We start from the raw sequence: 13,727 nt of genomic DNA on the forward strand, positions 1-13,727 counted from the left end.
CGGCCGACGACGTGCCCGCGGCTTCCGCCGAACAGGCAGGCAAGCACCCGCTACCTCTGATTCAAGCCGGGGGCCGCTTGCACCGATAGTGCAAGGATGCCCCCGAGTCGCCCCCTGCAGTTCCCAGCGCTCTGCCTCCCATCGACGCCCGAGCGAACTCGGCCGACACCACCGATCCCGCCTTCGTCAGCTGGTGCGCCCGCATGCGCATTCCGGCCACGCCGCAGGCGCTGGAGATCTGGCGGGCCGTGGCCGCCTCGCCCACGCCGCGGCAGTACGGAAAGATCGAGTTGTAGGTGTTTTTCGCCGGGCTTTCGGGTCCGGCAGCCGGCGGCCCTGCGCGCCGGAGCATGTCGTTGAGCAGTCCATGCCGAATTCCAACCCCCAGTCCCTGGTCGATCGAGTCGTCGCCAAGCGCGGCCGCTTGATGCGCTGGCTGCTGTTGGCCAACCTGCTGGTGGGCCTGCTGCTGGCAAGCCTGGTGTGGTCGGTGCTGCAGTCGACCAAGCGCGGCTACGAGACCCGTGCGCTCAACCTGGCCGAGGGCCTGGCGGCGGTCGCGCAGCTCAACATCGGCAGCGAACTGGCGCAGGTGGACTCGGTGATGCAGGCCACGCTGGACGACATGCAGCGCACCGGCCTGCGCAGCGCCAACGACGGCCCCGCCATCGATGCGCTGCTGCGCAGCCGCTACCGCCTGCTCAAGGGCGTGGAATCGCTGCGCATGTCCGACGAGAGCGGCCGCGTGGCCTGGGGCTGGCCGTCCACCACCTTCACCTCGGTGGCCGACCGCGAATACTTCCAGCAGGCGCTGAACCACCGCGGCGACCGGCCCATCCTGGCCGGGCCCTTCCGCTCGCGCGCCTCGGGCCACTGGGTCATCGCGGTGGTGCGGCCGGTGCTGGTGTCCGGCCGCTTCGCCGGCGCGATGTATGCCACCCTCACGGTGGAGCACTTCGCCCAGGTGTTCGACCGCTACGACCTGGGCCTGGGCGATGCGATGGCCCTGCGCACGCCCGACCTGCGGCTGGTGGCCCGCCGCTCGCCCGGCGGCGGCTCGCAGGGCGATGCGGGCACGGTCTCGGTCTCCCAGCAGCTGGCCGACGCCGTCGCGGCCAAGCCGAGCGGCGGCGCCTTCGTCTCCCGCGTGGCGGTGGACGGCATGTACCGCACCACCGCCTACCGCGCGGTGGAGGGCTGGCCGCTGACGGTGTTCGCCGGCGTCAGCAACGACCGCTTCTTCGCGCCCTGGTACCACCAGGCCTGGCAGGTGGGCCTGATGGCCGCGCTGGCCTGGGCGCTGGTGGGCCTGGCCACCGCGGCGGTGTACCGCTTCGGCGCCCGCGAGGCCGGCGCCATGCAGGCCATCACCGCCCATGCGCTGGCGCAGCGCCAGGCGCAGCAGCGCATCGGCAGCCTGCTGGCCGAGCAGACGGCCATGCTCAACAACGACCTGGTGGGCATGATCAAGCTGGAGCAGCGCATGATCACCTGGCGCAACCGGGCCTTCGAGACGCTGCTGGGCTACGGCGACGGCGAGCTGGAAGGCCAGCCGATGCGCCTGCTGTATGCCGACGAGGAAACCTTCCACCGCGTGGGCCGCGAGGCCTATCCGCTGCTGCTGAGCGGCGCCAACTACCGCGCGCAGGTGCGCATGCGGCGCAAGTCAGGCGACGAGCTGTGGGTGGACCTCAACGGCATGCGCCTGTCCGAGCACGAGACCTTCTGGATGGCGGTGGATGCCACTGCCACCCGCGAGGCGCACGACCACCTGAGCCATGCCGCCCGCCATGACGCGCTGACCCAGCTGCCCAACCGCGTGCTGCTGCTGGAGCGGCTGCAGCAGGGCCTGGCCGCGCGCCGCCGCCCGGGCGACGAGGTGGCCGTGTGTTACATGGACCTGGACGGCTTCAAGGCGGTCAACGACGCCCATGGCCACGACGCCGGCGACCTGCTGCTGGTGGAGGTGGCCCGCCGCATGGCGGCGCAGGTGCGCACCACCGACACCGTGGCCCGCATCGGCGGCGACGAGTTCGTGCTGGTGCTGCAGCCGCTGGCCGGCGACGGCTGGCGCAAGGTGCTGGAGCGGGTGGTGGCCGCGGTGAACGCGCCCATCGTGCTGCCCGACGGCCGGCAGGTGCAGGTGGGCGCCAGCGCCGGCGTGGCCACCTCCAGCGCCGCCATCACCGATCCGGCCGAGCTGCTGAGCGCGGCCGACCGGGCGATGCTGGCCGCCAAGCGCGGCGGCAAGGGCCGGCTGGCGGTGGCCCCGGACGAGTGCGCCGGGCCTCACAGCCCCACGTGCGGCGCAACGCTGGACAGCAGCGCGCTGGCCTCCTCCGACAGCTGAAACGCCGCCAGCAGGTCCGCCAGCCGGTAGCCCGGCGACCGCGGTTGCAGGCTGTCCACCACCGCGCGGGCCTGCGGCCAGCGCCCGGCCAGGGCCAGGCACAGCGCCGCGATGGCCAGGATGTGCACATGCGCATGCGGCCGCGCCGCCGCCTTCAGCGCCGAATCGGCGGCTTCCTCGTGGCGGCCCAGGCGCACCAGCGCCAGGGCCCGCGCCGCCAGCATCGCGAACACCAGCGGGTCGTAGGGGCTCAGCGCCCGCGCATGGTCGCTGGCGGCAATGGCCTGCAGCGCATCGCCGGACTGCGCCAGGATGAAGGCGCGGGTGTAGTGGCCCTGCGCAAAGCTGGGGCTGAGCTGCAGCGCCGTCTCCAGCTCGCACAGCGCCTGCGGCACCTGGCCGCGCAGCCAGTGCGCGCGGCCCAGCGCCCAGCGGGCGGCGGGGTCCTGCTCGTCGGCTTCCACGGCCTGCATCGCGGCGCGCCACGCGTGCTGCACCGCCAGCGCACGCGGCTGCCAGCCGAGGAAGGCGTCCTGGAAATGGGTGAAGGACAGGCCGGCATGAGCCCGTGCAAAGTGCGGATCGCGCCGCAGCGCGGCCTGGAAGAAGCCCTGCGCCTGCCGGTTGTCCGCCGCGTCGAAGCGGTACATCAGGCCCAGGCCGCGGTGGTGCGACTGCCAGGCGTCCAGTTCGCTGGGCGGCAGCAGCACCGCGCGGGCCCGCTCGGCGATCTCCACCTGGCTGGCCAGCGCGTTCACCAGCCGATCGCCCAGCTGTTCCAGCACGTCCAGCAGGTCGCCCAGCGGCGCGCTGAAGACGTCGGCCCACACGATGCGGGCGCTGGCGGCCTCGGCCAGTTGCACGTCGATGCGCAGCGCCTGCCGGTCGCGGTGCAGGCTGCCGCTGGCCACGTAGCCCACGTTCAAGGCCTGGGCGGCGGCGCCGGCGGCCAGGCCCTGGCCCGCCAGCGCCGCCGCACTGGCCTGCGCGATGACGAACACCGTGCGCAGCTTGGCCAGCCGGGTGGTGACGTCATGGGCGAGCCAGGCGCCCAGCGGGCTGCGGCCGTCGCCGCCAGCCTGCAGCTCCGTGAAGGGCATCACCGCGATGGAGGCGCGGCCGGCCGGCGCGCCCTGGACCACGGCTGCCGGCCGGGGCGAAGGCGCCGCACCCAGCCGTGCCTGCTGCCAGGCCTGGCTGAGCGCCATCGCGTCCACCCGCTGCGCCGCGAACTGCTGCATCGCCGCCTGCAGGTGCTGCTGCGCTTCCGGCCAGCGGCCTTGCGCGGCCAGCGCCTGCAGCAGCCGCTCGTGCGCGGCCAGGTCCAGCGGCGCCAGCTGCAGCCAGCGGCCCAGCAGCTCGATGCGTTCGTCCGCCTGCCGCGGCAGCAGGTCCACCAGCGCTTGCAGCAGGCCGGCCTGCAGCGCCCGCAGCCGCCGGCGCTGGCCCTGCAGCCAGGCGTCGAACGGCGGGCTGTTCTGCAGTGCCAGGCCTTCGAGGAATTCGCCCTGAAAAGCGCCCAGCAGCCCGCGCAGCAGGTCGGCGTCCGGCGGCGGGCGAGCCGCTGGAGAAGCATCCGCCGGCCGCAGCGCCCGCTCGATGCGCAGCACGTCCACCTCGTGCGCATGCAGCGCCAGCCGCACGCCACCGTCGGTGGCCAGCAGCCGCGGATGCCCCGGCTGGTCCACCACGCCACGCAGCTTGCTCAGGCACCAGCGCAGCTCGCCGCGCGGGTCGGTGGGCAGCTGCCACAGCAGCCTGCACAGCGCATCCCGGGCCACCGGCCGGGGCGACATCGCCAGGTAGGCCAGCAGCGCCCGAGCCTTGCGCGAGGCTGGCAGCGGCATCGGCCGCGGCCCGCGGCGCAACGTCAGCGGGCCCAGCAGGCACAGCGACAGCGCATCGGCCGGCGATCCGGCTTCCACCTCCGCCGCTCCATCCCGCCCCACCGCATCGCCGAGCGACTGCACGCCACCACCTCCCGTTCAGTTTCCACGGGCGCTCCCACGCGGCTTTCCACCGGCGCCGCGCACAGTGGCCGCTTCACCCGGCAGGAGACCCGACATGGACCCATTGTCTTCCTCTACCACCCCGGCGGCGCCGGATCTTTCGGCCCTCAAGGCGCGGCAGCGCGATGCCTGGGCATCCGGCGACTACGCAGTGATCGGCACCACGCTGCAGCTGGTGGGCGAGCAGCTGGCCGAGGCCTGCGACCTGCAGTGGGGCGAACAGGTGCTGGACGTGGCCGCCGGCAACGGCAATGCCACGCTGGCCGCAGCACGCCGCGGCGGCCGCGTCACCTCCACCGACTACGTGCCCGCGCTGCTCGAGCGCGGCGCCGAGCGAGCGCGTGCCGAGGGGCTCGAAGTGAGCTTCCAGGCCGCCGATGCGGAGCAGCTGCCCTTTGCCGATGCCTCGTTCGACGTGGTGCTGTCCACCTTCGGCGTGATGTTCACGCCGCGGCATGCGGTGGCCGCGCAGGAGCTGTTGCGGGTGTGCCGGCCGGGCGGCCGCATCGGCCTGGCCAACTGGACGCCGGGCGGCTTCATCGGCCAGCTGTTCAAGACGCTGGGCCGCCACCTGCCGCCGCCGGCCGGCGTGCAGCCGCCGTCGCTCTGGGGCACCGAGGCGCATCTGCAGGCGCTGTTCGGCGGGCAGGCGGCCCGCCTGCAGGCCGTGCCGCGGCTCTTCCAGTTCCGCTACCGCTCGGCCGAGCACTTCCTGGACGTGTTCCGCACCTGGTACGGGCCCACCCACAAGGCCTTTGCCTCGCTGCCGCCCGAGCGTGCGCAGGCGCTGGCGCAGGACATCCTGGCGCTGCTGGAGTCGCTGAACCGCGGCGGTCCCGGCACGCTGGTGGTGCCCAGCGAATACCTGGAGGTGGTGATCACCCGGCGGTGAGGCCGCCGCGGCGGCTGCTATAACCGGCCGCCCCGGTGGTCCGGGGGCAGGAGTTGGCCGATGCGGATGAAGTGCGATGGGCGGCGGGCGAGGCGGGTGGCAGGGGCGCTGGTGGCGCTCGGCATGCTGGGCGGCTGCGCCGTACCGGCACCGGCACCGCCGGCCCTGGTGGTGGACGGCCTGTGGCGGGTGGACCAGGCGCAGCAGGAACCCCTGCTCGACCGCAGCCAGGCCCGGCTGGACTTCGGCCAAGGCGGTGCGCTCACCGGCCACACCAGCTGCAACACGCTGAGCGGCAGCTACGTGCTGGAAGGCGACCGCCTGCGCGTGGGCCCGGTGGTGACCACCCGCCGCGCCTGCGGGCCGCTGGCCATGGAGCAGGAGGACCGCATCCTCACCGCGCTGGAGAACGCCCGCACCGCCCGCGTGCGGCCCGATGGCCTGCTGGAGCTGCGCGACGGCGCCGGCCGCGGCGTGCTGCGCGGCACCCGCTTTCCCTAGCCTGCTGCTGCGCCCGTGGGCGGCAGCTTCTTCAGCGCGGCGCCCAGCGTCTGCCGGCAGGTCCAGTAGCCGGCCCAGGGGTCCTGCTGCTGGAACGACAGGTACTCCCGCGCGGTGGCGATGGTCCACTGCGCGCCGCCCTTCAGCGCGGGCAGCTGCGCCCAGTCCACCGGCATCGACACGCCCATGCCTGGCCGCGCGCGGGCGGAGAAGGCCACCGCCGTGGTCTGGCCATGGCCGTTGCGCAGGTAGTCGATGAAGATCTTGCCCACCCGGTTGCCGCCGCCCGACTTGGCCACGAAGCGCTGCGGGATGGTGCGGGCCATGTGCTGCACCGCCGCCTGCGAGAAGGCCTTCACCTTGTCGTAGGCCAGCCGCGACGCCAGCGGCACCACCACATGCAGGCCCTTGCCGCCCGAGGTCTTCAGCCAGGCCTGCAGGCCCAGCTCGGTGAGCAGCGTGTGCATCAGCAGCGCGGCTTCCTGCAGCTGCGGCCAGGCCACGCCTTCGCCGGGGTCCAGGTCGAAGATCACCCGGTCGGGCTTGTCGATGTGGCGGGTGGTGGAGTTCCAGGTGTGGAACTCCACCACGTTCATCTGCGCGGCGGCCACCAGGGCCTCGGGCGTGTCCACCGCCAGCAGCGCGGCATGGCCGGGCCACAGCGCCGGGTCCAGCTCGCGCAGGCCGGGCATGCGGGTCTCCGGATGCTTCTGGAAGAACAGCTCGGCGGTGATGCCCTGCGGCGCCCGCACCAGCGACACCGGCCGGTCCTTCAGGTGCGGCAGCATCCACGGCGCGATGCTCTCGTAGTAGCGCACCAGCGCCAGCTTGGTGATGCCGGTGCTGGGGTCGATCACCCGCTGCGGATTGGTCACCTTCCGCCCGGGCGCGGCGGGCGGCGGCGCGGCAGCGGTGGCCGTTGCCGTTGCCGGGCTGGCGGTGGCCTGCTCGCGGCGGATCTCCCGCGCGGGCTTGTCGCTGCGCACGCCGCGGAAGGTGGCATGCCGCACATGGCCTTCGGGCGTCCATTCGGCGAAGGCCACCTCCACCACCAGCTCCGGCCGCACCCAGCGTTCGCTGCCCGCGGTGCGGCGCGACCAGCGGCCGGGCTTCACCGTGGCCGGGTCGATGGCCGGCTGCGACGTCTCCAGCGCCAGCAGCATCTGGTGCAGCTCGCGCGCGGTGGAGGTGCTCCAGCCGGTGCCCACCGAGCCGGCCGAACGCAGCGCCCCGGCCGCGCGGCCGCCGTCGGGCGCCTCGTGGTAGGCCAGCAGCAGGCTGCCCACCTCGGCGCGCGCCCCGGCACGGTCGGTGAAGCCCACCACCACGAATTCCTGCCGGTGCTGGCACTTGAGCTTGAGCCAGGTCTCGGTGCGGCCGGACACGTAGGGCGCATCGGCCTGCTTGAGGATCACGCCTTCCAGCCCGATCCGGCAGGCCGCGGCCAGCAGCTGCGCCGGCGGCGCATCGAAGGCCTGGCTGAACTGCACCTGCGTGCCGGCCCGGTCGGCCCGCTCGGCCATCAACGCCTGCAGCACCGCGCGGCGGTGGCGCAGCGGCACGGCGCGCAGGTCCTGGTCGCCCAGGTAGGGCAGGTCGAACACGAAGTACACGATGTGCTGCGCGCCGCGGCCGTCGTCGATGGCGTTCTGCAGCCGGTTGAAGTCGGGCACGCCGGCATCGTTCATCACCACGATCTCGCCGTCCAGCCAGGCGGCCTCGATGCCCAGCGCCTGCACCGCGGCGACCAGGCCCGGCAGGCGGTCGCTCCAGTCGTGGCCGTTGCGGGTGATGAGCCGCACCGCGCCGCGCTGGATGCGCGCCAGCATGCGGTAGCCGTCGAACTTGCTCTCGGCCACCCACTGCAGCGCGTCCGGCCCGGTGGCCGGCGGGGCGGCGGCCAGCGTGGCCAGCTGCGGCGCCAGCCGGGCGGGCAGGGTCGCGCGGCGGGCGGCGGACAGGTCGGGGCCGTCGTCGTGCTGCTCCAGCAGGCCCAGCGGATGCGTCACCACGCTGTCGGGCAGCGCACTGATGACGTCGTACTCGGCGGTCGGCCGGGCCCAGGCGTCGCCGCGCTTCTTGAACAGCATCCACTGCGGCTGCTTGTCGTCGCTGCCGGGCTTGGAGATGCGCACCAGCTCCCACAGCCCGGCCAGCTTCTGCCCATGCAGCTTGAACAGCAGCTTGCCGCGCTGCAGGCCGGCCCGCGCATCGCCCACCGGCTCCCAGCTGCCCTGGTCCCACACGATGACGGTGCCGGCGCCGTACTGGCCCTTCGGGATGGTGCCTTCGAAGCTGCCGTAGGCCAGCGGATGGTCTTCCACCTGGATGGCCATCTGCTTGACCGCCGGGTCGAACGACGGGCCCTTGGGCACCGCCCAGCTCAGCAGCACGCCGTCCAGCTCCAGCCGGAAGTCGTAGTGCAGGCGCGAGGCCCAGTGCTTCTGGATCACGTAGGCCAGCGGCCGGGGTGCTTCCTGCTGCGGCGCGGGCAGGCCGGCCGGCTCGGCGGTGCGCTGGAAGTTGCGCTTGGCGTTGTAGCGTGCCAGCGGTGCTTCGGCGGTGAAAGGCTTGGCGGCGGCCATGGCGTCACTCGTCGCGCAGCGTGAGCCACACCGGCGCATGGTCGCTGCTGTCCTCGATGCCGCGCACCTCGCGGTCCACGCCGGCCTGCTGCAGCCGCGGCGCCAGCGCGGCGCTGAGCAGCAGGTGGTCGATGCGCAGGCCGGCATTGCGCTGCCAGTGGTTGCGCCGGTAGTCCCAGAAGGTGTAGTGCCGCTGCGTGGGATGGCAATGGCGCAGCGCATCGGTCCAGCCCTGCTGCAGCAACCGCTGCCAGGCCTGGCGTGGCTCGGGCTGCAGCAGCGCGTTGTCGCGCCAGCGCTCGGGCGCATGGGCATCGGCATCGGTGGGCACCACGTTGAAGTCGCCGGCCAGCAGCACCGGATGGCCGGACTGCCAGAGCCCCTGCGCATGGGCCAGCAGCCGCTCGAACCAGGCCATCTTGTAGTCGAACTTGGGGCCCGGCCACGGGTTGCCGTTGGGCAGGTACAGGCAGGCCACCACCGTGCCGTGGATGGCGGCCTCGATGTAGCGGGCCTGGCGGTCGGTCTCGTCGCCGGGCAGGCTGCTGCGGATGGGCAGCGGCTCGGCCCCGCGGCACAGCAGGGCCACGCCGTTCCAGCTGGACTGGCCGGCCACCAGGGCCTGGTAGCCGGCGGCTTCCAGTGCCGCGCGCGGGAACTGCGCGCCGGTGCACTTCAGCTCCTGCAGCGCCACCACGTCGGGCTTGACCGCCTCCAGCCAGGCCAGCAGCAGCGGCAGCCGCTTATTGACGTTGTTGACATTCCAGCTGGCCACCCGCATGCCCGGCGCTTGGCAACCGGTGTGCCGGGGCGGGCGATGGCCCTGCATTCAAGTCGGCCGCCGCGGGGCCGAAGACAAGCCGAGTCTGCTGACTGACATGGAGTTGTTCCGATGGCCATCCTGAGTGAAGTCGATCTGCTGCGGCGCGTGCCGCTGTTCTCCGGCCTGAGCGACGAGGCCGCACGGGTCATCGCGCAATCGGTCGTCAAGCGGCGCGTGTCGCGCAACGAGCTGATCCTGAAGCAGGGCGCCCGCTCGGCCGCGCTGGTGATCTTCCTCAACGGCCGCGCCCGCGTGATCCGCAGCGACGATGCCGGCCGCGAGGTGACGCTGGCCCTGCTGGGCGCCGGCGACCACGTGGGCGAGATGAGCCTGCTGGACGACGGCATCCATTCCGCCTCGGTGCGGGCCGACACCAAGGCCGACGTGCTGGTGATCCGCCGCAGCGACCTGGCCGGCCTGCTGCCGGCGCAGGACACGCTGGCCCATGCGGTGATGCGGGGCCTGGTGAGCCGGCTGCGCGCAGCCGACAACGGCATCCAGTCGCTGGCGCTGCTGGACGTGCGCGGCCGCGTGATCGAGAAGCTGAAGGCGCTGGCGGTGACGGTGGACGGCGCGCAGCTGATCCGCGCCCGCGTGTGCCGCCAGGACCTGGCCAAGCTGGTGGGGGCTTCCCGCGAGATGGTCAGCCGCGTGATGTGCCAGCTGGAGGCCGACGGCTTCATCCGCACCCGCGAGGACGGCGCCACCCAGCTGTTCGAGCAGCCCGAGCCCGCCGCCGCGCGCTGACCCGCCGCCCGGCCCCCGGCCGCCCGGCGCCTACCGTGGCGGCCGCAGGCCCGCCAGGTGCATGCCGCTGTCGAGCATCAGCAGCTCGCCGGTGACGGTGCGTGCACCGTCCACCAGCCACACGATGGCCTCCGCCACGTCTTCCGGCGTGCAGGCCCGCGCCAGCGGCACGCCCGCCTGGTAGCTGGCCAGGCCGGCCTCGAAGCCCTGCTGCCCCACGCCCTGCACGAACCAGCGCGAGGTGACCATGCCTGGGCACACCGCATTCACCCGCACCGCCGGGGCCATCTCGCGTGCCAGGTGCAGCGTCATCGCATTGATCGCGCCCTTGGAGGCGATGTACGGCACCGACGAGCCCACGCCGAGTGCGCCCGCCACCGACGACACGTTGACGATGCAGCCCTGCGCCTGGCGCAGCGCCTCGGCGCAGGCCCGCACCATCTGGAAGCTGCCGATGGTGTTGACCGCCAGGATCTGCTGGAACACCGCTGCATCCAGCGCTTCCCATTGCGCCGCGGCACCGAAGACCGACATGCCGGCGTTGTTCACCAGTGCGTCGATGCGGCCCCAGCGCTGCAGCGCGGCCTGCGCCAGCGCGCGGCAGTCGGCATCCTCGGCCACGTCGCCCTGCATCGCCAGCGCATCGGCGCCGGCGGCGCGGCAGTCGGCGGCGGTGCGCTCGGCCTCCTCGGCACTGCGCGAATAGTTGACCAGCAGCTGGTAACCCTTGCCGGCCAGCAGCATGGCCGTGGCCGCGCCGATGCCGGTGCCGCCGCCGGTGATCACGGCCACCTTGCGTTCGCCCATGGCTTGCCTCCTGTGCCTGTCCTTCGGCGGGCCAGTCTAAGCGGGGCGAGGCGGCACGGGGATTGCTGCAGCGCACTGGTGCAGCAGGAGGGCCGCATGACGACGAAACGGGCAACGCCACGGGTGCTGGTGGTGGACGACGACGTGGACTGCGCGGACAGCCTGGCGCAGCTGCTGCAGGAGCTGGGCTGCACCGCCACCGCGCGGCATGACGCCCGCTCGGCGATCCAGGCCGCGATGGACGTGCTGCCCGAGCTGGTGATCGTGGACCTGGCGCTGGGCACCGAGGACGGTTGCGCGGTGATGAACGGCATCCGCGACGTGCTGGCGCTGCGCCACCGGCCGGTGATGGTGTGCCTGACCGGCCGCGCCGACGGCCGCACCGAAGGCCTGTGCCTGCAGCGTGGCTTCGACCTCTTCCTCACCAAGCCGATGTGCCCCGATGCACTGCAGGAGGTGCTGCAGGTGGTGCACAGCCGGCGCCCGCGGGCACCGGTGGTGCAGATGCGAGGCGGCTGAAGCCGCGCCGTCAGGCGAAGGTGCCGACGGCCTTCACCAGGTTCCTGGTTTCCTGGCTGAGCGACATCGCGGCCGCCGAGGCCTGCTCCACCAGCGCGGCGTTCTGCTGGGTCGTCTGGTCCATCTGGGCGATGGCCTGGTTGATCTGCTCGATGCCGGCGGTCTGCTCCCGGGTGGCGGTGGTGATCTCGGCCACCACCGAGGTCACGCGCTGAACGCTGCCCACCACCTCCTGCATCGTGGCGCCGGCCTCGTCCACCAGCCTGGTGCCGGCTTCCACCATGTCCACCGAGCTGCCGATCAGGCCCTTGATCTCGCGCGCGGCCTGGGCCGAGCGCTGGGCCAGGCCGCGCACCTCGGAGGCCACCACCGCGAAGCCGCGGCCCTGCTCGCCGGCGCGGGCGGCTTCGACAGCGGCATTCAGCGCCAGGATGTTGGTCTGGAAGGCGATGCCGTCGATGACGCCGATGATGTCGGCGATCTTGCGCGAGGAGGCGCTGATCGACGACATCGTCTGCACCACCTGGCCCACCACCGCGCCGCCGCGGCTGGCGACCTGCGAGGCCGACAGCGCCAGCTCGTTGGCCTGGCGGGCGTTGTCGGCGTTGTGCTTGACGGTGGCGGTCAGCTGCTCCATGGAGGCGGCCGTCTGCTCCAGCGCGCTGGCCTGGGCTTCCGTGCGGGCCGACAGGTCCAGGTTGCCGGCGGCGATCTCGCCCGAGGCGGTGGCAATGGTGTCGGTGCTGCTGCGGATGCTGCCCACCGTGCTGGCCAGGCCCTGCTGCATCTGCTGCATGGCCGCCAGCAGGCTGTGGACGTCGCCGGGCTTCAGGTCCACGTGGACGGACAGGTCGCCCGCGCCGATGCGGCGCACGATCTGCAGCGCATAGTCGGGCTCGCCGCCCAGCTCGCGGTAGATGCGGCGCGAGATCGTCCAGCCCAGGCCACCCACCACCGCCATCAGCGCACCGCCCACGCCCACCAGCAGCGCGGCTTCGCGCCAGAAGGCGGTCTCCACGTCGTCGATGTAGTCGCCGAAGCCCACTGTCCAGTCCCAGGGCTGGAAGTGCAGCACGGCATACATCTTGTCGACCTTGCCTTCCACGCCCGGGCGGGTGCCGGGGGCCACCAGCAGTCCCACTTCCTTGCCCTGCATCGCGGCGCGGTAGCGCTCGCCGGCCTCGCGGCCGCCCTTGGGGTCGACGATGCCCACGCGCTTGGGGTTGGGATGCACCAGGGTCACGTCGTCGTGGTAGCCGCGCACGAAGTAGTAGCGCTCGTCCTTGCGCAGGCTGCCCAGCACGCGCTTGGCCTGCTGCTGCGCCGATTCGCGGGTGAGCTTGCCGGCCTTCTCCTGCTCATGCAGTTCCTCCAGCGTGGAACGGGCCAGCACCACCAGCGTGGTGAGCTGGTTGCCCCGTTCGCTGAGCATCGTGTGCCTCAGGCTGGCCAGCGACAGCCCGCCGAGGACGAGCATGCCGCACAAGGCGGCGCTGCAGAGGACGAGGATGCGGGTACGGGACTCCGCCGGCTGCAGCCTGCACGGCCACCGGCTCAGGCGCGCGCCGTGGCCTGCTGGCTGAACGACTGCGCCATGAAGTCCACGAAGGCCCGCACCCGGGCGGCCAGCTGGTGGCGCTGGGGGTAGACGGCGTAGATGTCGGCATCGGGCGTGGCATGGTGGGGCAGCACCTGCACCAGGCGGCCGCTGCGCAGGTGGCGGCCGATGTCCCATTCGGCGCGCATCACGATGCCCAGGCCCTCGAGCGCCCAGTTGACCGCGATCTCGCCATCGTTGGTGGCCAGGTTGCCGCGGGTCTTCACCGCTTCGGTCACCGCATGGCGGCCGCGGCCGCTGGTCAGCCGCCACACGCCATAGGCTTCCTCGCCCTGGCGGATGCCGATGCAGTTGTGCCTGACCAGGTCGTGCGGCACCTTGGGCGTGCCGTGCCGGGCCAGGTAGGCCGGCGAGGCGCACAGCACGCGCCGGTTGCGCGCGATGCGGCGCGACACCACGCGCGAATCGGGCGGCTCGCCGAAGCGGATGCAGACGTCGTAGGCATCGTCGGTGAGCGGCGGCGGGTTGACCGACAGCTGCAGCTGCACTTCCACGCCGGGATGGCGGCGCACGAACTTGCTGATCAGCGGCGACACATGCGTGCGGCCGAAGCCCAGCGTGGCATTGATGCGCAGCAGCCCCTTGGGCGTGGAGCTGGCCACGCCCAGCAGCTCCTGCAGGCCGTCGATCTCGCCGAGGATGCGCCGCGCATGTTCCAGGTAGAGCTCGCCCTCGGGCGTCAGGCTCATGCGGCGCGTGGTGCGGTTGACCAGCGCCACGCCGATGCGGCTTTCCATCAGCGCCAGGTGCTTGCTGACCGCCGGCGTGCTGATGCCCAGCTCCCGCGCGGCGGCACTCAGGCTGCCGGACATCGCCAGCGTGGAGAAGAAGCCGAGGTCGGCCGGAAGGATGACGGAGGCCATGGCGTGGTCCCTG

Annotated in this window: 11 protein-coding genes; 5 read left to right on the forward strand and 6 right to left on the reverse strand. The window is 72.8% G+C overall.

Annotation, left to right across the window (positions count from 1 at the left end; all coding sequences use genetic code 11):
• Nucleotides 1-367: 367 nt before the first annotated feature.
• Nucleotides 368-2,350 carry a diguanylate cyclase domain-containing protein gene (locus tag LRS14_RS19060; protein WP_257802173.1) on the forward strand — a complete coding sequence of 661 codons (1,983 nt, stop codon included), beginning with the start codon at nt 368-370 and terminating at the stop codon, nt 2,348-2,350.
• On the opposite strand, the gene LRS14_RS30355 is transcribed toward LRS14_RS19060, so the two are convergent.
• Nucleotides 2,290-4,320: a BTAD domain-containing putative transcriptional regulator gene (locus LRS14_RS30355; protein WP_310740858.1), complete on the reverse strand. Its 2,031-nt coding sequence runs from the start codon at nt 4,318-4,320 to the stop codon at nt 2,290-2,292. The two genes, LRS14_RS19060 and LRS14_RS30355, sit on opposite strands and share 61 nt — an antisense overlap.
• Before the next feature lie 94 nt (nt 4,321-4,414).
• On the opposite strand from LRS14_RS30355, the gene LRS14_RS19070 reads away from it, so the two are divergent.
• Nucleotides 4,415-5,251 (forward strand): class I SAM-dependent methyltransferase, encoded by an 837-nt coding sequence (locus LRS14_RS19070; protein ID WP_257800664.1) that lies wholly within the window; start codon nt 4,415-4,417, stop codon nt 5,249-5,251.
• A 60-nt stretch (nt 5,252-5,311) separates the two neighbouring features.
• On the forward strand, nt 5,312-5,752 hold the full coding sequence (locus tag LRS14_RS19075; RefSeq protein WP_257800665.1) for an META domain-containing protein: 441 nt from the start codon (nt 5,312-5,314) through the stop codon (nt 5,750-5,752).
• Here the strand turns inward: LRS14_RS19075 and ligD are convergent.
• On the reverse strand, nt 5,749-8,337 hold the full coding sequence (ligD, locus tag LRS14_RS19080; protein ID WP_257800666.1) for a DNA ligase D: 2,589 nt from the start codon (nt 8,335-8,337) through the stop codon (nt 5,749-5,751). The two genes, LRS14_RS19075 and ligD, sit on opposite strands and share 4 nt — an antisense overlap.
• 4 nt (nt 8,338-8,341) lie before the next feature.
• Complete coding sequence (xth, locus tag LRS14_RS19085; protein ID WP_257800667.1) at nt 8,342-9,118, reverse strand: exodeoxyribonuclease III; 777 nt, start codon at nt 9,116-9,118, stop codon at nt 8,342-8,344.
• 111 nt (nt 9,119-9,229) lie between these two features.
• Between xth and LRS14_RS19090 the strand changes: the two genes are divergently transcribed.
• A complete protein-coding gene (locus LRS14_RS19090) occupies nt 9,230-9,907 on the forward strand; it encodes a Crp/Fnr family transcriptional regulator (protein ID WP_046111991.1) in 678 nt (225 codons plus the stop codon).
• A 30-nt stretch (nt 9,908-9,937) separates the two neighbouring features.
• Here LRS14_RS19090 and LRS14_RS19095 read toward each other — a convergent pair whose 3' ends face one another.
• Nucleotides 9,938-10,714 carry an SDR family NAD(P)-dependent oxidoreductase gene (locus LRS14_RS19095; protein ID WP_046111990.1) on the reverse strand — a complete coding sequence of 259 codons (777 nt, stop codon included), beginning with the start codon at nt 10,712-10,714 and terminating at the stop codon, nt 9,938-9,940.
• 96 nt (nt 10,715-10,810) lie between these two features.
• Between LRS14_RS19095 and LRS14_RS19100 the strand changes: the two genes are divergently transcribed.
• The gene (locus tag LRS14_RS19100; protein ID WP_257800668.1) at nt 10,811-11,233 is read left to right on the forward strand and encodes a response regulator; all 423 of its coding nucleotides are present in this window, start codon (nt 10,811-10,813) and stop codon (nt 11,231-11,233) included.
• 10 nt (nt 11,234-11,243) lie between these two features.
• Here LRS14_RS19100 and LRS14_RS19105 read toward each other — a convergent pair whose 3' ends face one another.
• Together LRS14_RS19105 and LRS14_RS19110 are read right to left on the reverse strand one after the other, a co-directional pair.
• The gene (locus LRS14_RS19105) at nt 11,244-12,710 is read right to left on the reverse strand and encodes a methyl-accepting chemotaxis protein (RefSeq protein ID WP_257800669.1); all 1,467 of its coding nucleotides are present in this window, start codon (nt 12,708-12,710) and stop codon (nt 11,244-11,246) included.
• 77 nt (nt 12,711-12,787) lie between these two features.
• Complete coding sequence (locus LRS14_RS19110; RefSeq protein WP_257800670.1) at nt 12,788-13,714, reverse strand: LysR substrate-binding domain-containing protein; 927 nt, start codon at nt 13,712-13,714, stop codon at nt 12,788-12,790.
• Nucleotides 13,715-13,727 lie beyond the last annotated feature (13 nt).

Source organism: Aquincola sp. J276, assembly GCF_024700035.1.
Classification (GTDB): domain Bacteria; phylum Pseudomonadota; class Gammaproteobacteria; order Burkholderiales; family Burkholderiaceae_C; genus Aquincola; species Aquincola tertiaricarbonis.

What these genes read in the sequence shown, in the direction of transcription:
- ligD (WP_257800666.1), bottom strand. Translation starts at nt 8,337, where the DNA reads ATGGCCGCCGCCAAGCCTTTCACCGCCGAAGCACCGCTGGCACGCTAC.
- xth (WP_257800667.1), bottom strand. Translation starts at nt 9,118, where the DNA reads ATGCGGGTGGCCAGCTGGAATGTCAACAACGTCAATAAGCGGCTGCCG.
- LRS14_RS19070 (WP_257800664.1), top strand. Translation starts at nt 4,415, where the DNA reads ATGGACCCATTGTCTTCCTCTACCACCCCGGCGGCGCCGGATCTTTCG.
- LRS14_RS19060 (WP_257802173.1), top strand. Translation starts at nt 368, where the DNA reads ATGCCGAATTCCAACCCCCAGTCCCTGGTCGATCGAGTCGTCGCCAAG.
- LRS14_RS19075 (WP_257800665.1), top strand. Translation starts at nt 5,312, where the DNA reads ATGCGGATGAAGTGCGATGGGCGGCGGGCGAGGCGGGTGGCAGGGGCG.
- LRS14_RS19105 (WP_257800669.1), bottom strand. Translation starts at nt 12,710, where the DNA reads ATGCTCGTCCTCGGCGGGCTGTCGCTGGCCAGCCTGAGGCACACGATG.
- LRS14_RS19090 (WP_046111991.1), top strand. Translation starts at nt 9,230, where the DNA reads ATGGCCATCCTGAGTGAAGTCGATCTGCTGCGGCGCGTGCCGCTGTTC.
- LRS14_RS19095 (WP_046111990.1), bottom strand. Translation starts at nt 10,714, where the DNA reads ATGGGCGAACGCAAGGTGGCCGTGATCACCGGCGGCGGCACCGGCATC.
- LRS14_RS19110 (WP_257800670.1), bottom strand. Translation starts at nt 13,714, where the DNA reads ATGGCCTCCGTCATCCTTCCGGCCGACCTCGGCTTCTTCTCCACGCTG.
- LRS14_RS19100 (WP_257800668.1), top strand. Translation starts at nt 10,811, where the DNA reads ATGACGACGAAACGGGCAACGCCACGGGTGCTGGTGGTGGACGACGAC.